Origin of the sequence: Haloplanus rubicundus (genome assembly GCF_003342675.1) — an archaeon.
Lineage (GTDB): Archaea > Halobacteriota > Halobacteria > Halobacteriales > Haloferacaceae > Haloplanus > Haloplanus rubicundus.
The window spans coordinates 827,465-847,641 of sequence record NZ_CP031148.1 but is presented as its reverse complement, the minus strand read 5'-3'; the positions used below and the strand labels follow the sequence as shown (position 1 = coordinate 847,641).

The 20,177-nt window shown below is 68.6% G+C and carries 21 protein-coding genes; 10 read left to right on the top strand and 11 right to left on the bottom strand.

Annotated features, from left to right (window positions below):
* Window positions 1-9: 9 nt before the first annotated feature.
* Entirely contained in the window at window positions 10-1,296 is a 1,287-nt protein-coding gene (locus tag DU484_RS05240; RefSeq protein WP_114585120.1) for a glucose-6-phosphate isomerase, read from the bottom strand.
* A 114-nt stretch (window positions 1,297-1,410) separates the two neighbouring features.
* Here DU484_RS05240 and DU484_RS05235 point away from each other — a divergent pair, with 114 nt between their 5' ends.
* Entirely contained in the window at window positions 1,411-1,869 is a 459-nt protein-coding gene (locus tag DU484_RS05235; protein WP_114605290.1) for a DUF3592 domain-containing protein, read from the top strand.
* A 7-nt stretch (window positions 1,870-1,876) separates the two neighbouring features.
* Here DU484_RS05235 and DU484_RS05230 read toward each other — a convergent pair whose 3' ends face one another.
* A complete protein-coding gene (locus DU484_RS05230; protein WP_114585118.1) occupies window positions 1,877-2,593 on the bottom strand; it encodes a hypothetical protein in 717 nt (238 codons plus the stop codon).
* Window positions 2,594-2,669: 76 nt separating this feature from the next.
* Window positions 2,670-3,626, bottom strand: a complete 957-nt coding sequence (locus DU484_RS05225) for an AEC family transporter (RefSeq protein WP_114585117.1) — start codon at window positions 3,624-3,626, stop codon at window positions 2,670-2,672.
* Window positions 3,627-3,729: 103 nt separating this feature from the next.
* Here DU484_RS05225 and hisS point away from each other — a divergent pair, with 103 nt between their 5' ends.
* The 6 genes from hisS (at window position 3,730) to mobA (ending at window position 10,833) form a co-directional block, all read left to right on the top strand.
* Window positions 3,730-5,028: a histidine--tRNA ligase gene (gene hisS, locus DU484_RS05220; protein WP_114605289.1), complete on the top strand. Its 1,299-nt coding sequence runs from the start codon at window positions 3,730-3,732 to the stop codon at window positions 5,026-5,028.
* Between the two features lie 210 nt (window positions 5,029-5,238).
* The gene (gene nrdR, locus DU484_RS05215; RefSeq protein WP_114605288.1) at window positions 5,239-5,763 is read left to right on the top strand and encodes a transcriptional regulator NrdR; all 525 of its coding nucleotides are present in this window, start codon (window positions 5,239-5,241) and stop codon (window positions 5,761-5,763) included.
* Entirely contained in the window at window positions 5,732-8,143 is a 2,412-nt protein-coding gene (locus DU484_RS05210; protein WP_114605287.1) for a ribonucleoside-diphosphate reductase subunit alpha, read from the top strand. Before nrdR ends, DU484_RS05210 begins: the two co-directional genes overlap by 32 nt.
* A 28-nt stretch (window positions 8,144-8,171) precedes the next feature.
* Entirely contained in the window at window positions 8,172-9,164 is a 993-nt protein-coding gene (locus tag DU484_RS05205; protein ID WP_114605286.1) for a ribonucleotide-diphosphate reductase subunit beta, read from the top strand.
* 64 nt (window positions 9,165-9,228) lie between these two features.
* Window positions 9,229-10,035, top strand: coding sequence for a tRNA pseudouridine(38-40) synthase TruA (gene truA, locus DU484_RS05200; protein WP_114605285.1), 807 nt, complete (start codon window positions 9,229-9,231; stop codon window positions 10,033-10,035).
* Between the two features lie 174 nt (window positions 10,036-10,209).
* Window positions 10,210-10,833: a molybdenum cofactor guanylyltransferase gene (mobA, locus tag DU484_RS05195; protein ID WP_114605284.1), complete on the top strand. Its 624-nt coding sequence runs from the start codon at window positions 10,210-10,212 to the stop codon at window positions 10,831-10,833.
* Between the two features lie 344 nt (window positions 10,834-11,177).
* Here the strand turns inward: mobA and yqeC are convergent, their stop codons facing one another.
* The 4 genes from yqeC to DU484_RS05175 all read right to left on the bottom strand — a co-directional run bounded on the left by yqeC (window position 11,178) and on the right by DU484_RS05175 (window position 13,956).
* Window positions 11,178-11,909: a selenium cofactor biosynthesis protein YqeC gene (gene yqeC / locus DU484_RS05190; RefSeq protein WP_114585110.1), complete on the bottom strand. Its 732-nt coding sequence runs from the start codon at window positions 11,907-11,909 to the stop codon at window positions 11,178-11,180.
* Between the two features lie 73 nt (window positions 11,910-11,982).
* A complete protein-coding gene (locus DU484_RS05185) occupies window positions 11,983-12,336 on the bottom strand; it encodes a DNA-binding protein (protein WP_114605283.1) in 354 nt (117 codons plus the stop codon).
* A gap of 80 nt (window positions 12,337-12,416) precedes the next feature.
* A complete protein-coding gene (locus DU484_RS05180) occupies window positions 12,417-12,872 on the bottom strand; it encodes a 30S ribosomal protein S19e (RefSeq protein ID WP_114605282.1) in 456 nt (151 codons plus the stop codon).
* Between the two features lie 40 nt (window positions 12,873-12,912).
* Window positions 12,913-13,956, bottom strand: a complete 1,044-nt coding sequence (locus tag DU484_RS05175; RefSeq protein ID WP_114605281.1) for a lysylphosphatidylglycerol synthase transmembrane domain-containing protein — start codon at window positions 13,954-13,956, stop codon at window positions 12,913-12,915.
* Between the two features lie 77 nt (window positions 13,957-14,033).
* Between DU484_RS05175 and thiL the strand changes: the two genes are divergently transcribed.
* Window positions 14,034-14,903, top strand: a complete 870-nt coding sequence (thiL, locus tag DU484_RS05170) for a thiamine-phosphate kinase (protein WP_114605280.1) — start codon at window positions 14,034-14,036, stop codon at window positions 14,901-14,903.
* Here the strand turns inward: thiL and DU484_RS05165 are convergent.
* The 3 genes from DU484_RS05165 to DU484_RS05155 all read right to left on the bottom strand — a co-directional run bounded on the left by DU484_RS05165 (window position 14,900) and on the right by DU484_RS05155 (window position 17,375).
* The gene (locus DU484_RS05165) at window positions 14,900-16,027 is read right to left on the bottom strand and encodes a site-2 protease family protein (RefSeq protein WP_114605279.1); all 1,128 of its coding nucleotides are present in this window, start codon (window positions 16,025-16,027) and stop codon (window positions 14,900-14,902) included. The genes thiL and DU484_RS05165 overlap by 4 nt on opposite strands.
* A gap of 107 nt (window positions 16,028-16,134) precedes the next feature.
* The gene (locus DU484_RS05160; protein ID WP_114585104.1) at window positions 16,135-16,389 is read right to left on the bottom strand and encodes a DUF7123 family protein; all 255 of its coding nucleotides are present in this window, start codon (window positions 16,387-16,389) and stop codon (window positions 16,135-16,137) included.
* Window positions 16,390-16,601: 212 nt separating this feature from the next.
* Complete coding sequence (locus DU484_RS05155) at window positions 16,602-17,375, bottom strand: molybdopterin synthase (protein WP_114605278.1); 774 nt, start codon at window positions 17,373-17,375, stop codon at window positions 16,602-16,604.
* A gap of 118 nt (window positions 17,376-17,493) precedes the next feature.
* Here DU484_RS05155 and pyrH point away from each other — a divergent pair, with 118 nt between their 5' ends.
* Window positions 17,494-18,204 carry a UMP kinase gene (gene pyrH / locus DU484_RS05150; RefSeq protein WP_114585102.1) on the top strand — a complete coding sequence of 237 codons (711 nt, stop codon included), beginning with the start codon at window positions 17,494-17,496 and terminating at the stop codon, window positions 18,202-18,204.
* Window positions 18,201-19,808 carry a lysine--tRNA ligase gene (lysS, locus tag DU484_RS05145; protein ID WP_114587166.1) on the top strand — a complete coding sequence of 536 codons (1,608 nt, stop codon included), beginning with the start codon at window positions 18,201-18,203 and terminating at the stop codon, window positions 19,806-19,808. Before pyrH ends, lysS begins: the two co-directional genes overlap by 4 nt.
* On the opposite strand, the gene DU484_RS05140 is transcribed toward lysS, so the two are convergent.
* Window positions 19,809-20,147: a cupin domain-containing protein gene (locus DU484_RS05140; protein ID WP_114585101.1), complete on the bottom strand. Its 339-nt coding sequence runs from the start codon at window positions 20,145-20,147 to the stop codon at window positions 19,809-19,811.
* Window positions 20,148-20,177: the final 30 nt, after the last annotated feature.

Below are 20,177 nucleotides of genomic sequence, written 5' to 3'. Positions count from 1 at the left end.
GGTGACCGGCTACTCCACGAGCAGCCGTCGCTTCTCGCCGACCGCCTCGGCCTCCGGGAAGTCGCCGCCGCCGAGGAGGCCGCGGGCGGCGCGTTTCCCCCACTCCACCGCCGGCTGGGTGAACGTCTCGACGCCGGCGAGTTCGCCGTAGCACACGCAGGCCGCCTCCATCCCGTAGAGCAGTTCGCCGACGCCGCGCTCGTCGATCCGATCCACCTCGATCCGGATATTCGGGCAGCGCGCGGCGGCGAGACTGGCCTCCGTCGCCTCGAACTCCGCGTCCAGCAGGGCGGCGAGGCTCCCGCCGCCCAGATACGAGAGCCCGTCGAGGTCCGTCTCCGGAATGGGCACGTCGGGGCGCTCGCGCGGCCGGACGAGCGTGACGAGCTTGTCCCGGGGGCCGGCGCGGTACAGCTGGAGCTGGGAGTGTTGATCCGTCGCGCCGAGGGCACGGGCGGGGGTCTGCCCGACGGCGTCCTTGCCCAGACTCTCGGCCCACAGCTGTGCGAACCACTCCGCGAAGAACTCCAGGGATTCGGCGTAGGGCATCACGGCGTTGACGCCGGCACCGCGACGTTCGAGCGCGTAGCAGGCGGCGCCGTAGGCGTAGGCAGGGGCGTCGAACAGCGACCCAGATAGCCGGTCGGCCTCGGCGCGGGCGCCGGCCAACAGTTCGTCGAGGTCGGCCCCCCCGAGCGCGGCGACGGGGAGGGCGACGGTCGACAGCGCCGAGAACCGGCCGGGGACGCCCGCGGGCACGTCGAGGGCGGGCAGGTCGTGGCGGTCGGCGAGGCGCCGGAGGTTGCCGTCTTCGCCCGTCGTGACCAGCGTGCGGTCGGTCCAGTCGACGCCGGCCCGATCCATGGCCTCGCGGACGACGAGGAAGTTCGCCAGCGTCTCCGCGGTGGTGCCAGACCGGGAGACGACGTGGACCACGGTGTCGGCGAGCGGGAGGGAATCGAGGAGCGAGCGGACGTGCGCGGGGTCGACGTTGTCGAGGATGTAGTGAGCCAAGTCGGCGCCCAGCGCCTCGGCGAGCGTCGCGGCGCCGAGGGCGCTCCCGCCGATGCCGACGGTCAGGACGGCCGCGGGGTCGTCGAAGTCGGCGACGGAAGCCCGAATCGCGTCCGGATCGACGGTGTCGGGGAGGTTCAGGGCCGCGTAGCCGTGGTCGGCGTGCTCGCGGCCGCGGGCGATGCGGTCGTGGGCGTCGGCGACGCGCTCGTCGAGTCGGTCGAGCGCCTCACGGGTCAGGCGTGGTTCGGCGTCGAGCGCGTTGCCGAGGTCGACGTACATGGGGAGAGCGGGGATGCGCGCCGGCAAAACGGTTTCCCGTTCGTCGCGGGGGGCGGCTTCCGGGCGCGAAGCAGTGCCCGGGGTTTAACGGGGACGCCGCGGGTCGGGTCGCGTATGCAGATCAGCGGGCCCTCCGGGCGACTCGGCATCGCCCTCACGCTGGTGCTCGGTCTCGCGTCGGTCGGCTTCGGCGCGTACAGCTACACCACGCAGTCGACGGCACTGGACTCGGCGGCGACGGTCGAGGGCACGATCACGTCCACGACCATCGAGACACACTCGAACGACGGCGTCTCCTACACCCCACGGGCGACGTTCGACTACACCTATCGGGGGGAGAACTACACCTCGTCGAAGGTCTATCCGGGACCGCTCGCGCGGGACTTCGACACCGAACGCGCCGCCAGAGCCGAACTGGCGGGGTACGAACCGGGCACCGCGGTGACGGTGTACGTCCCGACCGGCTCCCCGGAGCAGGGGTATCTCGAACGAAAGCGGTCCAACAAGCCACTCATTTTGATCGGTGTCGGCGTACTGTTCGTCCTAGGCGCGGGACGGTCGGCGCTCACCTGAGGCCGCCTCACGCCGCCGGCCACCGCAGGTAGACCATCACCACGACGATGGCCAGTTGAAAGAGGCCCTGCAGGCCACTCAGGCGGGCGTTGCGCATCCCGATTCGGCTGATCACGTCCGGGTCGGGATTCCCCGACGCCAGCTGACGGTAGATGCGTACCTCGCCGGGGAGCAGGACGCCGAAGCCGAGGACGGAGAGGACGGTGACGATAGCGAGCGCGAGGATGACCGTGGGCGAGGTCATGCCGAAGGCGTCGGCGGTGACGGCGAGGTAGGCGCCGCCGCCGAGGAGGGCCACGGCGAAGGCGGCGAGCCACCGCGGATCGTCGAAGGCGTCGAACTGCCAGCCGATCAGGAGGAGCGCGGGGACGGTCGTCGCGAGCGTCAGGAGGGCGATCCACGGCCCTGCGTGGGGGAAAACGCCGAGGCGATCGGCGAGCGTGACGCCGCCGACGATGGTGACGAGGGCGAGCGACGGCATGAGGAAGGTCATCTTCGGCGTGAAGCGCTCGAAGACGCTCGCGCGGGCCTCGACGGACAGGCCGCCGAGGACGGGACCGAGGACGAGGGCCATGAAGAGGTCGATACCCGTCCACAGGACGCCGGCCATCACGTGGACGTAGATGTGGTGGACGACGGGCGCGACGGTGAGCGCGTAGGCGAGCGCGACGGCCGGAACGGCGACGGCGCCGACGGCGAAGGCCGGATTGGCTCGATGCCCCATACCCCTGATCGCCCCGCGAACGGTGGCTGTCGACATGGGAGGGACGACCGAGCGAACGGGCAAAAGCGTTCAGGGGTCAGAAGACGGCGCCGCTCCGCAGGATCGTGATCAGGACGGTCAACACGGGGACGCTCGCGACGGTCGTGACGAAGATGGTCATGGTGAGATACTCCGACGCCGACAGTCCGTCGCGCGCTTGCACGTCGCTGTACGAGAGGGTGAGCGCGAGGGGGATGAGCGCGACGGGCGTCGCACAGAGCAGGACGAACACCCGGGCGACGGCGGGGTCGCCGAACGCGCCGAGGGCGACGGCGACGCCGAGACCGACGACCGGCGCGAGGACGAGTTTGACGAGCGACGGGCGGATCACCCGGCTGACGCTTCCGTATTCGAGGCCGGAAAGCTGGATGCCGACGATGACGAGCATCAGGGGGATGGAGGCGTCGCCGACGAGGCTGGTCGTCGTCATGAACGTGCCGTCGGTGGGGGGCGCGACGCCGAGGGCGCGGACGACGCCCGCGGCGGCGATGGCGTAGACCAGCGGGAGGCGAAAGATTTCCTTGATCGCGCCGATGCCCGCCTCGCCGCCGCCGCGGGAGGCGACGTAGACGCCGAGGGTGTACATCAGAAACGCCTGCGCAGTGATGTAGATAACCGCCGTCGTGCGGCCGACGGCGCCGAAGGCGAACTCGGCGAGCGGGATGCCGTAGAAGCCGGCGTTGGGGAGTGATCCGGCGAGGACGTCCGCGCTCCGGTAGGGTTCGGGTACGCCGAGCAGCCGATCGACGAGTTCGGTGACGCCCATCGTGCCGACGACGAAGAGGCCGACGCCGGCGAAGATGCGGGCGACCGTCGCGCCGGAGAGCGTCGTCGTGACGATGCTGTAGAAGATGAGGGCGGGGAGGAAGAGATAGAGGGCGACGGAGTTGAGCGGATCGACCTCGACGTCGAGGACCGAGGCGAGGAGGTAGCCCAGCCCCATCACCGAGACGATGGGGAGAATAGCGGAGGTGAACGCGGAGACGAGCGACATGATCGGTCGGTCGACGGCGGGGCGTCTCAACCTCCGCGTGGGAGCAAGGGCTTCCGCTTCCGAAAGGACAGGTTTCAAGCGCGGCGGGCGCCGACGACGCGTCATGTACGACCGACTCAAGGGGTTCCGCGACTTCTACCCCGAGGAGATGGCGGCTCGGCGGGCCGTCGCCGACGCGCTGGAGGAGACGGCTCGACGGTACGGGTTCCGCGAAATCGGCACCCCGGCGCTGGAGGCCGTCGACCTCTATACGGACAAGAGCGGCGACGAAATCGTCGAGGAACTGTACGCCTTCGAGGACAAGGGCGGCCGACACGTCGCGCTCACCCCGGAACTGACGCCGACGGTGGCGCGGATGGTGGTGGCGAAGGGTCAGGAGCTCCAGAAGCCGATCAAGTGGATGTCGACGCGGCCGTTCTGGCGGTACGAACAGGTCCAGCAGGGGCGCTTTCGCGAGTTCTACCAGACCAACGTCGACGTCTTCGGCTCCGCCGAACCCGAGGCGGACGCCGAAATCCTCGCGTACGCGGCGGACGCGCTGACGACGCTCGGCCTCGAACGTACCGACTTCGAGTTCCGCGTCTCCCATCGGGACATCCTCGGGGGGCTCCTGCGGGCGTTCGACGCCGACGTGAGTGTGAGAGAAGCGATCCGCGCCGTCGACAAGTCCGCGAAGATCGAACCCGCGGAGTATTACGATTTGCTCCACGAAGCCGGCCTCTCCTACGATCAGGCCCAGCAGTTCGACGACCTGCTGGCGACCGACGATCTGAGCGAACTGACCGACTTCGCGGGCATCGACGAGGTGGCCGACGCGGTGAGGAACCTCCAGAACGTCCTCGACGCCGCCGACGACTTCGGCGTCCGCGACCACTGCACCGTCTCGCTGGAGACGGCGCGGGGGCTGGACTACTACACCGGCACCGTCTTCGAGTGTTTCGACACGCAGGGCGAGGTGTCCCGCGCCGTCTTCGGCGGCGGGCGCTACGACGACCTGATCGAGAGCTACGGCGGCCAGCCGACGCCGGCGGTGGGCGTCGCGCCCGGCCACGCCACGCTCTCGCTCCTCCTCCAGCGGGCGGGTGTCTGGCCCGAGGAGGCGCTGTCGACGGACTACTACGTCCTCTCGGTGGGCGACACCCGATCCACGGCGGCACGGGTGGCGCGTGACCTGCGTGAGCGGGGCCACGTCGTCGAGACGGACCTCGCGGGGCGGAGTTTCGGCGCCCAGATGTCCTACGCCGACGGCGTCAACGCCGAGACGGTCGTCATCGTCGGCGAGCGCGACCTGGCAAACGGCGAGGTGACGGTCAAGGAGATGACGAGTGGCGACCAGACCACCGCACCGGTCGACGAGTTCCCCGGCGACCTGGAGCGGCCGACGTACGACGACTTCGCGTGACTTCCGTGACGGCGTAGCGACCTGATCGACCTCCTCGCGGTGCACACCTTCACCGGCCATCGGTCTCGGCCTCAAAACAACTATACTTGTTCTATCTAAAATTCGTTGGTAAGATTTAAGTAGCGTCCATCGGTCACCAGATATTGCGGTCGGACATCGTCACCCCCTACATGTGGGGTTAAGCGTCTGGAGGTTCGAACAGTGACAACTATGGACTGCCCCGACTGCGGCCACGGCCGGACCAACGTCGTCGATACCGGTGCGACCGATTCGATGACGGTTCGGCGACGGCGGGAGTGCCAGCGCTGTTCGTTTCGGTTCACCACGTACGAACGGCCCGAGTGGGAGACGCTGCAGGTGAAAAAGCGGGACGGGAGCATCGAACCCTACGACCGAGACAAACTGCGCGCGGGGATCGAGCGGGCGGTCGAGAAGCGGCCGGTCGACGACGGCACCGTCACGGCACTCGTCGACCGCGTCGAGGACGCCCTCCGGGAGCGCGAGACCCGAATCGTCTCGACGACGCTCGTGGGCGACCTCGTCTCCGAGGAACTGCGCGCGGTCGACAAGGTCGCCTACATCCGGTTCGTCTCCGTCTACGAAGCCTTCTCCGACCCCGAGGAGTTCCTGCGCGAACTCGACGCCGTCCTCGACCGGAACGGGGGACCATCAGACGGCGAGTCCACCGCGACCCAATCGAACCATGAGTCATCCCGAATCGACGACGATCCGTGATACCATCCGATCCGTACTGCATCGAGCGCGCCCCGACGACGGGGCGAGACTGGACGACGCCACCGTCGATGAACTGGTCGACGAGGCCGAGCGATCCCTCTACAGCGGCGCCACCGAGGAGGAACTGTACGACGCCGTTATCCAGGTCCTGACCGCCCGCATCGAGCGTGACCCCGCGTACAAACGGATCGCCGCGGGCGTGTTCCGCCAGCGGTACTACCGCGAGGTCATCGGCGAGGACCTCGACGGCTTCGACCTCGACTGCGCCTACCGTGAGACGTTCGTCGAGAACGTCCGACGCGGCGTCGAACGCGACATTCTCGACGAGCGACTGGTCGAGCGGTTCGACCTCGATGCGCTCGCGAAGTCGCTCGTCCCCGACCGGGACGAACGCTTCGAGTACATGGCGCTCGATACGCTCTATCAGCGCTATTTCCTCAAGACAGCCGACGACGAACGCCTCGAACTTCCACAGGCCTTCTGGATGCGCGTCGCGATGGGTCTCGCGCTCGACGAGGACGATCCGCAGGCCCGCGCCACGGAGTTCTACGAGGTCCTGTCGAAACTCGAGTTCACGCCGTCGTCGCCGACGCTGTTTCACAGCGGCACCACGCATCCACAGCTCTCCTCCTGTTATCTGACGACGATCCCCGACGACCTCGAAGGGATCTTCGAGGCCTACAAGTCCCACGCACAGCTCTCGAAGTGGAGCGGCGGACTGGGCAACGACTGGACGAACGTCCGCGCCGCGGGGTCGCTCATCTCCTCGACGGGCGTCGAGTCGACCGGCACCGTCCCCTTCCTCCGCATCTCCAACGACGTGACCGCCGCGATCAACCGGTCGGGGAAGCGACGCGGGGCCGCCTGTGGCTATCTCGAACCTTGGCATCTCGACTTCCCCGAGTTCCTCGACCTGAAGCGCAACACCGGCGACGAGCGGCGGCGCACGCCCGATATGAACACCGCGGCGTGGATACCGGACCTGTTCGTGAAACGCGTCCGCGAGGGCGGCGAGTGGACGCTCTTCTCGCCCGACGAGGTGCCGGAACTGCACGAAACCTACGGCCAGGAGTTCGAGGAGACGTACCGCGAGTACGAACGGCGGGCAGACGCGGGCGAACTCCGCCAGTACGAGCGGGTGGACGCCGCGGACCTCTGGCGCAAGACGCTCACCCGTCTGTTCGAGACCGGCCATCCCTGGATCACGTTCAAGGACCCGTGTAACGTCCGCTCGCCACAGGATCACGAGGGCGTCGTTCACTCCTCGAACCTCTGTACCGAGATCACGCTCAACACCAGTCAGGACGAGCACGCGGTCTGTAACCTCGGGAGCGTGAACCTCGCGACCCACGTCGTCGACGGGGAACTCGACCGCGAGTATCTCGCCGACACGGTCGAGACGGCGATGCGGATGCTCGACAACGTCGTCGACCTGTGTTTCTACCCCACCGACGAGGCGGAAGCCTCCAACCTGTGCCACCGACCGGTCGGTCTCGGGACGATGGGCTTCCACGAAGCGCTCATCGAGGTGGACGTACCGATGGCGAGCGAGCGGGCCGTCGAACTCGCGAACCGCTGGCAGGAGTTCGTCTCGTATCACGCCATCCTGCACTCCTCGAAACTCGCGAAGGAACGCGGCGCCTACCCATCCTACGAGGGATCGAAGTGGGACCGCGGCCTCCTCCCACAGGACACCGTCGACCTGCTGGAGGCGGAGCGCGGCGTCGAGATTCCGACCGACCGCGAGGAGACGCTCGACTGGTTCGTCGTCCGCGAACACGTCGACGAACACGGGATGCGGAACTCGAACACGATGGCCATCGCGCCGACGGCGACCATCTCGACCATCAACGGGACGACACCCTCCATCGAGCCGCTGTACTCGAACCTCTACGTCAAGTCGAACATGAGCGGCGACTTCACTGTCATCAACGACCACCTCGTCGACGACCTTCGGGAGCGCGACCTCTGGGACGACGAGATGGTCGACCGCATCAAGTACCACGACGGCTCGATTCAGGCCATCGACGCCATCCCCGAGGAGATTCGGGAGCGACACCGGAGCGCGTTCGAAATCGACCCCCGACACCAGCTTCGCCTGACTGCGGCACGGGGAACGTGGATCGACCAGTCGGTCTCGCACAACGTGTTCTTCCCGAGTACGGACGGATCGCTCCTCGACGACGTCTACCGGACCGCGTGGAAACTCGGCCTGAAGACGACCTACTACCTGCGGACGCTCGGCGCATCACAGGTCGAGAAATCGACCCTCGACATGGCGGAGTACGGCAAGACCCAGCATCGAGAGGCGGCGACCGACGGAGGCGATCGAGACGACCTGTGCCGCGTCGAGGACCCCACCTGCGACGCCTGTCAGTAACGGATCACCGACGAACACACACACATCCATGCCACTAGTCAACGCCGACGATCAACACGACCCGAACAAAATCTTGCCCATCGACTACGACTGGGCACGCGAGTACTACGAGGCCGGCGTCGCGAACAACTGGGTGCCGGCCGAGATTCCGATGCAGGACGACGTGCAACAGTGGAACGGCGACGCGCTCACCGACGGGGAACGCCAACTCGTCGAGTGGAACCTCGGCTTCTTCTCCACCGCCGAGTCGCTGACCGCCAACAACGTCGTCCTCGCGCTCTACGAGTACGTGACTGCACCCGAGTGCCGCCAGTATCTCCTCCGACAGGCGTACGAGGAGGCGATCCACACGGACACCTTCATCTACTGCTGTGACTCCCTGGGGTTCGACCCCGAGTACCTGTACGGGATGTACGATCGGATTCCGTCCATCGCGGAGAAGGACGCGTTCGTCGTCGATCTGACCCGCACCGTCGACCGGGACGGGTTCACCATCGAGACGGACGCGGACATGCGCGAGTTCCTCCGGGATCTCGTGGGGTTCTACGTCATCATGGAGGGTATCTTCTTCTACGCCGGCTTCGCCATGATGCTCGGGCTGAAACGGCGGAACAAGATGGTCGGCATCGGCCAACAGTTCGAGTACATCATGCGCGACGAGTCGCTCCACGTCGGGTTCGGCGTCGACCTGATCGATCAGATCCGCGCCGAGAACCCCGGCGTCTGGACCGAGGCGTTCGAGGCGGAGGTGATCGATCTGGTGACCGACGCCGTCGAACTCGAACAGCTCTACGCCCACGAGGCGTGCCCGGACGACGTGCTGGGAATGAGCGCCGACCAGTTCGCGGAGTACGTCGAACACGTCGCGGACCGGCGGCTCGGACAGTTGGACCTCCCCACCCAGTACGAAACGGAGAATCCCTTCCCGTGGATGTCCGAACAGGTCGACCTGAACAAGGAGAAAAACTTCTTCGAGACGCAGGTGACGGAGTACCAGAGCGGCGGCTCGCTGGACTGGTGACGGTGCGGCGATAGCCGTCCCGGCCGACGTGTCGCTTAACTACCGTGCGATCCGAGTCCCGTCGATGCCGACCCTCGCCTTCCGCGTCGCCTACGACGGCCGCCCCTACTCGGGCTTCCAGCGCCAGCCCGACGTGCCGACCGTCGAGGACGCGCTGCTCGACGCCCTGCGTGCCCTCGGGGTGTTGGACGGCGACGACGTACCACCCGGCTACGCCGCCGCCGGCCGCACCGACGCGGCCGTCTCGGCGCTGGCCCAGACCGTCGCCTTCGAGGCGCCGGACTGGCTCACGCCCGCGGCGTTCAACGCCGAGCTGCCGGGGACGGTCCGAGCGTGGGCGTCCGCCGACGCCCCCGACGACTTCCACGCGACCCACGACGCGACGCGGCGGACCTACCGCTATCATCTGTACGGGCCGACCCTCGACGACGCCCGGGTGCGTGCGGCGCTCGACCGACTGGCCGGCGAGGGTGATTTCCACAACCTCACGACCGACGACGAGGGGACGGTCCGGACCCTCGAAACCGACTGCGCCCGCGACGGCGACTTCCTCGTCCTGACCGTCGCGGCGGACGGCTTCGCCCGGCACATGGTCCGCCGCATCGTCGGACTGGTGCGGGCCGTGGGAAGCGGTGAGAGCAGCCTCGAACGGGTGGAGCGCGTCCTCGCCCCGGAGCCGCTGGACGGGCCGGCGGGCGTCCCGACGGCCCCGGCGACGCCGCTCGTCCTCGCGGACGTGACCTACCCCAGACTCGCGTTCGACCCCGACCCCGCGGCCGTCGAGAGCGCGCGCGACGTCTTCGGGGAGCGGCGTGTCGAGGCGCTGACCGCCGCCCGCGTTACCGACGATCTGTGTAACGGGATCGAGTGACTTTGGGGCGGTGCGGAACGGTCCAGCACGAGCGACCGCGACGAGCGGCGAGCGAGTCGCGGCGGTTTTTGGTCCAGCTTTTTGCGAGGAGCGGTCGCGCGAAGCGCGACCCGACGAAGTAAAAAGGTGGGCGTCACCCGACGAAGTAAAAAGGTGGATGCTGTAGCTGGGGTCATGTCCGAGCGTACTGCCGTCGTGCTCGCCGGCGGCCGGTCGACGCGGTTCGGCGACGAGGACAAGGCAGTGGCCGACCTCGCGGGGGCACCGATGATCCGGCGGGTGGTCGACCGCGTGGCGCCGGCCGTCGACGCCGTCGTGATCAACTGCCGCGCCGCCCAGCGCGCGGCGATAGCCGAGGCCCTCGACGGCGCCGCCGTTCCCGTCTCCTTCGCGGAGGACGACTACCCCGACGAGGGGCCGATGGCGGGGATGGCGACGGGGCTCCGCGCCGTCGAGAGCGAGTACGCCTTCGTCGTCGCCTGCGACATGCCGTTCGTCGATCCGGGCTTCGTCGACTACCTGTTCGAGCGCGCGGCGGGTCACGACGCCGCGGTCCCCCGGCCGGAGCAGTGGTTCGAGACTACCCACGCCGTCTACCGCGCCGCGGCGATGGCCGACGCCTGCGAGGCGGCGCTGGCGGAGGGTGAAGAACGTATCGTCGCGCCGCTGTTCGAGCTCGATTTCGTCGTCGTCGACGCCGACGAAGTGCGCGACCACGGCGTCCCCCACACCTTCGAGAACTGCAACACACGGGCGGACTTCGAGGACGCGGCGCGGCGGTTGGAGGAGCGTTCGTAGCCCATCGAAGGACCGCTCGCCCGCCAACGGGCGAGTGGTCCGAAACCGGCTCCGAACGCGACGGGTGGAGGAGCGTTCGTAAGCCACTGCCGGACCGATCGCACACCCACGTGCGATCGGGCCGCGAACGGTTCCGAACGCGACGGGTAGAGGAGCGTTCGTAAGCCACTGCCGGGCCGCTCGCACACCCACGTGCGATCGGGCCGCGAACGGTTCCGAACGCGACGGGTAGAGGAGCGTTCGTAAGCCACTGCCGGACCGATCGCACACCCACGTGCGATCGGGCCGCGAACGGTTCCGAACGCGACGGGTGGAGGAGCGTTCGTGAGGGCGACGGACGCCGGCTACTCGATCACGTCCACCACCTCGGCGTCGAGCATCCGCGCGAGCACCACGCGCGGCACGTCGGCGCGGTCGTGGACGGCCGCGGCGATCTCCCGGCCCGTCTCGGCCAACTCGTCGTCGTCGACCATGTTGATCAGCGGGACGACCGTCGCGCTCGGCGGGACGCGCTTGCGCCCGCCCAGCCGATGTGCGAGGACGGTGCCCACGTCCTCGGGGCCGATTGGGTCGCCGAGGTCGAGGCCGGTCAGGTCGGCGACGCGCTCCGGGCGGTGGACGTGGGCGTCCGAGAGCGGTTTGCCGACGACCTGGGCGCTGGCGACGGGGATGACGGTGTCGGCCGTCGCGGGGATCTGCGGTTCGCGCTCGTCGGGGGCCTTCAGGAGGCGAGTGCGGGCGCCGTCGGCTTTCACCAGCACCGGCCCGTGACCGGGCGTCGCGCGGATGGCCGTGACCGTCTCGCGGTCGTAGCCGAGATAGCGGTCGTCGCGCTCCCGTTCGGGGACGAGACCGAGCGGCCACGCGTCGGCGGCCGCGTCGCGGAGCGCCCCCACGGGGTCGCGGGTGACACGCACCGCGGCGACCTGCTCGTCGAAGATGGGGATGCGAACCGTCGCGGTGACGACGGCGCGGTCCAACTGGTTCGCGAGCGTGTACAGCGTCGTCTTCTTGCCGCCGGCGCCGACGACACAGACGAGGTCGGTGTCGGCCGACAGCGCCTCGATGAGGTCCATAGCGCGGCTTTCGCGCGCAGTCACTTCGGCGTATCGACGGCACGGCGAGAACGGGACCGTCCCGGGGTGGTCGTTATCGCCGACGGATGTCGAAGCTGTTGTCGGGGGTGAGCTCCTTTAGCAGCTTGCGCATCTGGTCCTCGTCGATGCGGTCCTGAATACGGCCGCTGCGGGCGAGCGCGACGATCTGCTGTTCGACCTGCTCGGCCACCTCGGGTTTCGACATCTGGACGGCGTTGAGTCGCTGGCGGGCGCCGTCGGTGAGGTTCTGTTTCAGGAGCGCCTGCTTCTGGGCCTCGGCCTGCTGTTGGGCGGCCTGCTGGGCCTCCGCACGCTCGCCGCCACCTTCCTGGGCCTGTTCTTTCAGTTCCTGCATCTTCTGTTGTCGAAGCTCCTCGATTCGTTCGTCGTCGGGGTTCCCACTCATGGGTATGAATTTCGTCGAAACGGTGAAAACGATTTCGGAGGTGCCACCGGTCGGTCACGACCGGGGTGCGACGGGCGGAGCTACGCGTACTTCTCGAGTTCGGGGCGGTCGAGGTCCTCGAGCACCTCGGCGGCCACCTCGTCGAGGAGGCTCTGACCGGCGGGCGTGGCGACGCGGCCCTCGCCCTGTGCGGTGGAGACGAGGCCCTCGTCTTCGAGTTGCTGGAGCGCGGTCCGGATGATCTTCTTGCTGCCGGCGTCGGCGTGCGCGGCGGCGACGCGGTAGCGCGTCGAGCCCTGGTTGTGATCGCCGTAGGCCGTCGAGAGGCGGTCGACGCCGACGGGGCCGTCGACGGCGACTTTCCGCAGGAGGCTGGCCGCACGGGTCGCCCAGAAGTCGTCCTGCTGGGGCGGGAGCTCCTTGCTGACGCCGGTCTTGGCGTAGTTGATCCAGTCGGGGGCCTCGATGCGGTCCTCGAGTCGGTCGGCGAGCGCATCGATGAGCGCGTCCGCCGGCACGTCGTAGAGGGTTACCATTGGCGCAGGATTCCCGCGGACGGCGTTTAAACCCATCGTATTAGGTGCGCGACCCCCGCGACCGGAGCCCGACGATGCCGGTCACGAGGCCGCCGAGCACCGTCGGCGTCCAGTAGACGGCGCCGCGGAAGACGACGACGGCGGCGAGGGCGACGGCTTCGGTGACGCCGGGGAGCGGCGCGGCGACGAGGAGGACGACGAGGACGCTCTCGATGCCACCCGCCCCGCCGGGCAGAGGCGTCACGCCCGCGATGGCGCCGATGGGGACGACGAAGAGCGCGACGGAGAGCGGGATGGGGTTGCCGATGGCCTGAAAGGCGAGCCAGAGCCCGAGCATCTGGCAGAACCAGCCGACTGCGGAGAGCGCGAGCGCGAGCGCGAGGCCACGGGGGTTGGTCGCGACCCGCTCGATGGCGCGGAAGAAGCCGTTGATCCGGCGCTCGATGCCGCCGACGGTCGGGACGGGCACGCGGGGGAGCCGACGCGCGACCCGCCGGATGATCGGCGTGAGGACGCCGACGACCCGCGATTCGAGCTGGTATCGGCGTTGCCAGCCGAGGTAGACGAGCGCGGGGACGCCGACGGCGAGGACCCCCACCGCGGCCAAGGCGAGTTCGAGGCGGCGGTTCGTGCCGAGCGCGACTTCGGTGACGAAGTAGCCCACACCGACGAGGGCGATGGTGATGGAGGGGACGAAGTTCAGCGTGTCGACGCTGGCGATGGCGGCCAATCCCTTCTCGTACTCCGTGTCGGCCACGCGCGAGATGAGCAGGGCGGTGATCGGCTCGCCGCCCGCCTGCCCGAACGGCGTGACGTTGTTCGCGAACATCGCGCCGGTGAACACGAGGAAGGCCTGCGGGACGGACAGCGAGACGCCGAGAACGTCGAGGACGACCCGGAGGGAGAACCCCCACGCCGCCAGCCAACCGAGCGTGGCGAGGAGGACGAGCGCCACCAGTCGTCGGTCGGCGCCCGCGAGCGTCGAGAGCAAGTCGTCGACGCCGGCGACCGAAAACAGGACGGCGAAGACGGCGAGTGCGCCGGCGAACCCGAGTATCGTCGCTCGAATTCGTCCGCCGGCCATGCGTTCGAGGTGGGGGAGGCGACGCATTAACCCACCGGATCGGCGTGTCTTTTTACCCTCGGCCGCGAACGCCGGCTATGGACGAACGGAGCGCGTTGGGACTGCTCGCCGGGCGGATCGACGCGGCCGGCGACGACGCCGCGGTGATCGACGGACTGGTGATCACGACCGACATGCTCCACGAGCGGACGGACTTCCCCGAGGGCACGACCCGCTACACGGCGGGGTGGCGAACGGTCGGCGCGTCGCTGTCGGACGTGGCGGCGATGGGCGGGGCGGCGACGGCCGCCGTCGCCGCCTACGGCGCGCCGGCGTTCGATCCCGCGGAGATCGAGGCGTTCGTCGACGGCGCGAGCGACGTCTGCGAACTGGTCGACGCCGCGTACGTGGGCGGCGACCTCGACAGCCACGACGAGTTCACGGTCGCCGGGGCGGTCGTCGGCCGGACCGACGACCCGGTCTTCCGCCACGGCGCGGAGCCCGGCGACGCCGTCTACGTGACGGGGACGCTCGGGCGGACGGGCGCGGCGATCCGCGAGTTCGAGCGGGGGAACGTCGACCGGGGCAACGAACTCTTCCGGTTCGAGCCACGGGTCGCGGCCGGGCGGCAACTGGCCGGCGTCGCCAGCGCGATGATGGACTCCTCGGACGGCCTCGCGCGCTCGCTCCACCAGCTCGCCGCGGCGAGCGACTGCGGGTTCGACGTCGAGTGGGACCGACTCCCGGTCGACCGGGCCGTCGACGCCGTCGCCGACGGGGAGGCCGAACGCCGCGAGCTCTCGACGTTTTTCGGTGAGGACTTCGAACTCGTCTTCACGGGGCCGCGGGCTGTCGTCGAGGCGAACCGTGAGTGGCTCGACACCCCGATCACTCGGATCGGACGGGTGACGAAAGGTGGCGTCCTCGCCGACGGCGACCCGCTCCCGGACCGTGGCTACAGCCACTAGCCGAGCAGTTGGATGGGGACGAGCAGGAAACAGAGCGCGCCGAGCGCGAAGGTGAGGAGGCCAACGAGCTGACGCTTCCAGCCGAGCGGCGTCTCGTCCGCCGGGTGGGCGGGACCGTTGTAGGCGATGACGGTGGCGAACAGGCCCCAGAAGGCCCAGAGACCGACCGACTCGTTGAACGAGAGGTTGCGGACGAAGTAGAGGTAGGCCGCGAGGCCGAAGAGCGCGAGGGGGACGAGCGACGCGACCGTCTCCTGGCGTCGGCCGAGCATCGCCCGGACCATGTGCCCGCCGTCGAGTTGGCCGACCGGGAGCAGGTTGAGGACGGTGAAGAACATCCCCACCCAGCCGCCGATGATGACGGGGTGGACGGTCTTCGTCGGGTCGGCGTAGCTGGTCGGCTGGCCGAGCGCCGTCGCGATCAGGTCGAGAAGCGGCGGGTTGTTGAAGACGATGACCTGCGCCGAGGAGTCGAGGACGTCCGGCGGGATCGTCATCGGATCGAGCGAGAGGCCGATGGCGGTCACCACGACGGTGGCCACGAGGCCGGAAAGCGGCCCGGCGACGCCGATGTCGAACAGGGTCTTGCGGTCGGGCATCCGGCCGCGCATGCGGATGATCGCCCCGAGCGTCCCGAAGGGGACGACGAAGGGGATGAGGTAGGGGAGGGAGACGTCCACCCGGTGGTAGCGGCCGGCGAGGTAGTGGCCGAGTTCGTGGGCCGTGAGCACCCCGAGGACGGCGGCGGTGAACGGCCACGCCCGCAGGGCGAGTAGGGGGTTGGCGGCGATGTCGCCCGGCGGGATGTAGTACCACGCGACGGCCCCGACGAGCAGCGTCGAGAGGACTGTCGCGACGAACAGGGCGAGGTTGGTCCACGGAACGCCGTCGATGCGGCCGTCCGCGGGCGTCGCGACGACGACCGTCTCGTACGGTTCGCGTCCGGCTTCGAGGTCGACGCGGTAGCCGGCGCGACGGAACGGCTCGCTAAGTTCGTCGGCCAGCGAGCTACGGGGGACGAGCGGTTCGCCGTAGTAGCGAATCCGGTCCCCGTCGGTGTCGGTGTCGCGGACGTAGAACACGGGTTCCAGGGCGTCAGACGGCGGCCCATCGACTGCGTCCATCGATGCTGGATACGTCGCTCGGTCGTATAAAACCCGTGAAGTAAGGGGGGAGTGTCGTGTGACACGCCACGTGAGGCCCAGGTGCGCTGCGGGGACCGAGGCGGGGCCTACGCGGGTTCGATTCGCCACGTGGTCGCACTCGTGTACGACCACTTCTCGACGGACAGTTCCGTCGCGGAGTCGCGGAGCTTGACCATCAGGGCGCCGATCTCTTTGGGCGAGAGACCGACTTCGTCCGCGATGAACTTGCTCTTGAAGTAGAGTTCACCGTCCTGCGCCTTCGAGAGCAGGTACTCCTTCAGACGGTCCTCTTTGGACGCGCTGTCGTCGGTCTCGGTGGAGGGATCTGCGGTTGCGCTCATTTGTTGTCGCCTCGATCCATCGTATACCCCGGAGGATGTTATAAAGGAAGGAACGTTCGGAGCAGTTCGGTCAGTTTTATCGATTTATCGGGTTTCGTGAATTCTTCAGGACCTTTCACGAAGCCGTGAGACATTTTATGATGTCTTTTGAGAATTTGTTTCAGAATAAATATCTCGAAATAGAGTCGATTCGAAAAGCCGGTTTTCCGGCGTCAGGCCCGCTCGTGAATCCAGAATTCCTCCTCTTCGGTCGACTCCTTCTTGAAGATGGGCACCTCGTCTTTGAGGCGGTTGATGCCGTCCTCGACGGTTCGGAACGCCTCCTCGCGGTGGCCGGCGAGGACGACGACGAACACGATGTCCTCTCCCTCGCGGAGGACGCCGGTGCGGTGGTGCATCAGCACCTCGAAGACGCCGTCGCGGGCTTCGAGTTCCTCGCGGATGGTCCGCATCCGGTCGGCGGCGACGCCCTCGTACTTCTCGAACTCCAACTGCGTGGTTCGGGTGTCGTCGTCGGAGTCTTTCACGCGAACGCGGCCGGTGAACGTCGCGATGGCGCCCGAGCGTTCCGCGAGCGGCGACGCTTTCGCCCGCTCGACGAGCGATTCGAGGGTGACGCGGGGGTCGACGTGGGCGGCGGCATCGAGGACGGGGTCGAGGTCCGCCTCGGCGTCGGGGAGCGTCACGAGTGGGTCGTCCTCGGCGTCGCCGATGGCGACCGTCGGGAGGCGGGCGTCGTCGAAGCCGACCGTGAGCGCGTAGTCGAAGTCGGGGACGAGCGAGTCGAGCAGGTCCGGAAGCGTCTCGCCGTCGCCCGCGCCGATCCACGAGCCGTCAGTGGAGAGGCCGTAGGCGGCACCGGCGTCGGTGTCTCGGGCGGCCGTCTCGGGGAGCCGTTCGACGGTTGCGACCCGACCGTCGAGTCGGGGGACGAGTCGGTCGGCCAGGTCCACGGCACCGGGGCCGACGAGGTTGAGCGTCTTCATAGGCGAGAAAGCGGACGCGGACCCTTAACTGTGTCTCGACGTGGGACGGGGCACGCGGACACACCGCACGATACCCGCTTGACAACCCTTAAGCCGGCATCGCGGCAACGCGTGGCCAATGCGAGTGGTCATCTCCATCGGCGGGAGCGTCCTCGCCCCGGACCTCGACGCCGACCGCGTCGCGGGCCACGCGGCGGCGGTCGAGCGTCTCGTCGAGGCGGACTGCGAGGTCGGCGCGGTGGTCGGCGGCGGCGGCGTCGCCCGCGACTACATCGGGGCGGCGCGCCGCCTCGGCGCCAACGAGGTACAGCTGGACCAGATCGGCATCGACGTGACGCGGATCAACGCGCGCCTGCTGATCGCGGCGCTCGGCGACCGCGCCGCGCCGGCACCCGCCCACGAGTACGAAGGTGCGGGCGAGGCCCTCCGCCGCGGCGACGTGGCCGTCATGGGCGGCGTCATGCCCGGGCAGACGACCGACGCCGTCGCCGCGGCGCTCGCGGAGTACGTCGACGCCGACCTGCTGGTCTACGCCACGAGCGTCGACGGGGTGTTCAGCGCCGACCCCGACGCGGACCCCGACGCCGAACAGCACGCCCGACTCACCGGGACGGAACTCGTCGACCTCGTCGCCCCGATGAGCCGCGGCGCCGGCGCGTCGGCGCCGGTCGACCTCCTGGCGGCGAAACTCATCGAGCGCTCGAAGATGCGGACGGTCGTCCTCGATGGCACCGACCCCGAACGGATTCCATCGGCCGTCCTCCACGGCGACCACTCCGGAACCGACGTGGTTCCGGAGGGGAGCCGCGACCCGGAGCGGTGGGCATGAGCGACGGTCACAACGCGTTCTGGGCCGACGACATCGCGGACGAGATCGAGGCCCGGAACCCCGACGATCCCATCGTGATCAAGGGCGGGGTCTCCCCCTCCGGCGTCCCCCACCTCGGCCACTTCAACGAGATCATGCGCGGCTACTTCGTCGCGAGCGTCCTTCGCGAACGCGGCCACGAGGTCCGGCAGGTGTTCACGAGCGACGACCGCGACGCCCTCCGGAGCGTCCCCCGGACCCTCGCCGACGCGGACTGGACCCTCGTCGGCCTCGGCGACGTGGACGCCGGTGCCCTCGGGCGCAACCTCGGCGTTCCCTACACCGACATCCCCGACCCCTTCGGCGACCACGACTCCTACGGCGCCCACTTCACCGACCTACTGGCCCGGAGCGCCGAGGCCGTCGGCGTCGAAGTCGACCTCGTCTCGAACACCGACTACTACGAGTCCGGGGCGTTCGAGGCCGTCACGCGCGAAGTGCTGGAAAAACGTGACCTCGCCCGCGAGGTGCTCGCGGAGTATCAGGACGGCGTCGACGAGGACTACGTCCCCTTCATGCCCCAGTGTTCGGCGTGTGGAAAGCTGACACAGGACGTGCGGGGCGTGAATCTGGAGGCGGGAACGGTCGCGTACCGATGCTCCGGCCTCGACGCCGGCGGCGACCATATCGACGGCTGCGGCCACGAGGGAACCGCCACCTTCCGGGAGGGGAAACTCCCGTGGCGCTTCGAGTGGCCGGCCCAGTGGAAGGTCCTCGGCGTCGACTTCGAACCCTTCGGAAAGGACCACGCGGAGGGCTCGTGGCCGAGCGGCGAGGACATCGCCCGTCGGGTGCTGGACATCGAGCCACCCGTCCCGATGACCTACGAGTGGTTCACGCTCAACGGCGAACCGCTCTCGTCCTCGTCGGGCAACGTCGTCACCGTCGACGAGGTGCTCGCCCTGCTGGAACCCGAGGTGTTGCGCTACTTCTTCGTCCGCAACCCCAAGCGAGCGAAGGACTTCGACGTGGAGCGCATCGACCTGCTGGTCGACGAGTTCGACCGCTTCGAGCGCGTCTACTTCGGCGAGGAGGCGGACGCGGACCTCGGCCCAATCGCCGACCGGGCGTACCCCTTCCTCGTCGACGAGGTGCGCGAGGAGCGGGTCCGTCTCCCGTACACCTTCGCCGCGGTCCTCGGCATGACCGACGACCGTTCCCTCCGGGTGCGGATGGCGCGCAACCAGGGCTTTTTCAACGACGACACGCCGGAGTGGGCTGTCGAGGCCGCCCTCGAACGCGTCGAACGCGCACGCACGTGGGCCGAGCGCACGAACAACGCGTACGACTACCGCCTGCAGGCCGACCTCCCCGACACCGACTTCGACGACGACACCCTCGCGGCACTCGAAGCACTAGCGGACTTCGTGGCCGAGGGCCACGACGGCGAGGAGATTCAGGGACAGATGTACGAGATTCCGCGCGATCACGGCGTCGAGGTGGGCGACTTCTTCGCCGCGGGCTACCGGCTCTTCTTCGACGACACGGAAGGGCCGCGGCTTGGGGAGTTCCTCGGCGAACTCGACGAGTCGTTCGTGGTGAAACGACTCCGCCGCGAGGGGTAGCTACTCCTGCCAGTCGGGATCCGTCCGCGGCGGACTGAAGATGTCGACGCCCTCGAACGGTTCGTCGCCGCGGTTCTCGACCCGGTGGGGGTCGCCGCCGGGGATGACGTAGGAGTCACCGGCGGAGACGACGTGTTCCTCGCCGTCGACGATGAAGACGGCTTCACCGCGCCAGGCGTACCCCGCCTGTTCGTGGGGGTGGCTGTGTTCGGGCACCTCGGCGCCGGGGTCGATGACGTAGCCCTGGACGCTCGTCTTCTCGCCCGCGGCCAGTTGGGAGAGGAACACGTCCGGTACCGCTTCGGTCATCTCGGTCTCGTCGTACGAACGGATGTCCATACCGTCATCGGGACGCGGGAGGCTATAAAT

Coding starts and splice junctions, on each gene's coding strand:
- DU484_RS05240 (WP_114585120.1), bottom strand. CDS start 1,296: ATGTACGTCGACCTCGGCAACGCGCTCGACGCCGAACCACGCCTGACC.
- DU484_RS05235 (WP_114605290.1), top strand. CDS start 1,411: ATGCAGATCAGCGGGCCCTCCGGGCGACTCGGCATCGCCCTCACGCTG.
- DU484_RS05230 (WP_114585118.1), bottom strand. CDS start 2,593: ATGGGGCATCGAGCCAATCCGGCCTTCGCCGTCGGCGCCGTCGCCGTT.
- DU484_RS05225 (WP_114585117.1), bottom strand. CDS start 3,626: ATGTCGCTCGTCTCCGCGTTCACCTCCGCTATTCTCCCCATCGTCTCG.
- hisS (WP_114605289.1), top strand. CDS start 3,730: ATGTACGACCGACTCAAGGGGTTCCGCGACTTCTACCCCGAGGAGATG.
- nrdR (WP_114605288.1), top strand. CDS start 5,239: ATGGACTGCCCCGACTGCGGCCACGGCCGGACCAACGTCGTCGATACC.
- DU484_RS05210 (WP_114605287.1), top strand. CDS start 5,732: ATGAGTCATCCCGAATCGACGACGATCCGTGATACCATCCGATCCGTA.
- DU484_RS05205 (WP_114605286.1), top strand. CDS start 8,172: ATGCCACTAGTCAACGCCGACGATCAACACGACCCGAACAAAATCTTG.
- truA (WP_114605285.1), top strand. CDS start 9,229: ATGCCGACCCTCGCCTTCCGCGTCGCCTACGACGGCCGCCCCTACTCG.
- mobA (WP_114605284.1), top strand. CDS start 10,210: ATGTCCGAGCGTACTGCCGTCGTGCTCGCCGGCGGCCGGTCGACGCGG.
- yqeC (WP_114585110.1), bottom strand. CDS start 11,909: ATGGACCTCATCGAGGCGCTGTCGGCCGACACCGACCTCGTCTGTGTC.
- DU484_RS05185 (WP_114605283.1), bottom strand. CDS start 12,336: ATGAGTGGGAACCCCGACGACGAACGAATCGAGGAGCTTCGACAACAG.
- DU484_RS05180 (WP_114605282.1), bottom strand. CDS start 12,872: ATGGTAACCCTCTACGACGTGCCGGCGGACGCGCTCATCGATGCGCTC.
- DU484_RS05175 (WP_114605281.1), bottom strand. CDS start 13,956: ATGGCCGGCGGACGAATTCGAGCGACGATACTCGGGTTCGCCGGCGCA.
- thiL (WP_114605280.1), top strand. CDS start 14,034: ATGGACGAACGGAGCGCGTTGGGACTGCTCGCCGGGCGGATCGACGCG.
- DU484_RS05165 (WP_114605279.1), bottom strand. CDS start 16,027: ATGGACGCAGTCGATGGGCCGCCGTCTGACGCCCTGGAACCCGTGTTC.
- DU484_RS05160 (WP_114585104.1), bottom strand. CDS start 16,389: ATGAGCGCAACCGCAGATCCCTCCACCGAGACCGACGACAGCGCGTCC.
- DU484_RS05155 (WP_114605278.1), bottom strand. CDS start 17,375: ATGAAGACGCTCAACCTCGTCGGCCCCGGTGCCGTGGACCTGGCCGAC.
- pyrH (WP_114585102.1), top strand. CDS start 17,494: ATGCGAGTGGTCATCTCCATCGGCGGGAGCGTCCTCGCCCCGGACCTC.
- lysS (WP_114587166.1), top strand. CDS start 18,201: ATGAGCGACGGTCACAACGCGTTCTGGGCCGACGACATCGCGGACGAG.
- DU484_RS05140 (WP_114585101.1), bottom strand. CDS start 20,147: ATGGACATCCGTTCGTACGACGAGACCGAGATGACCGAAGCGGTACCG.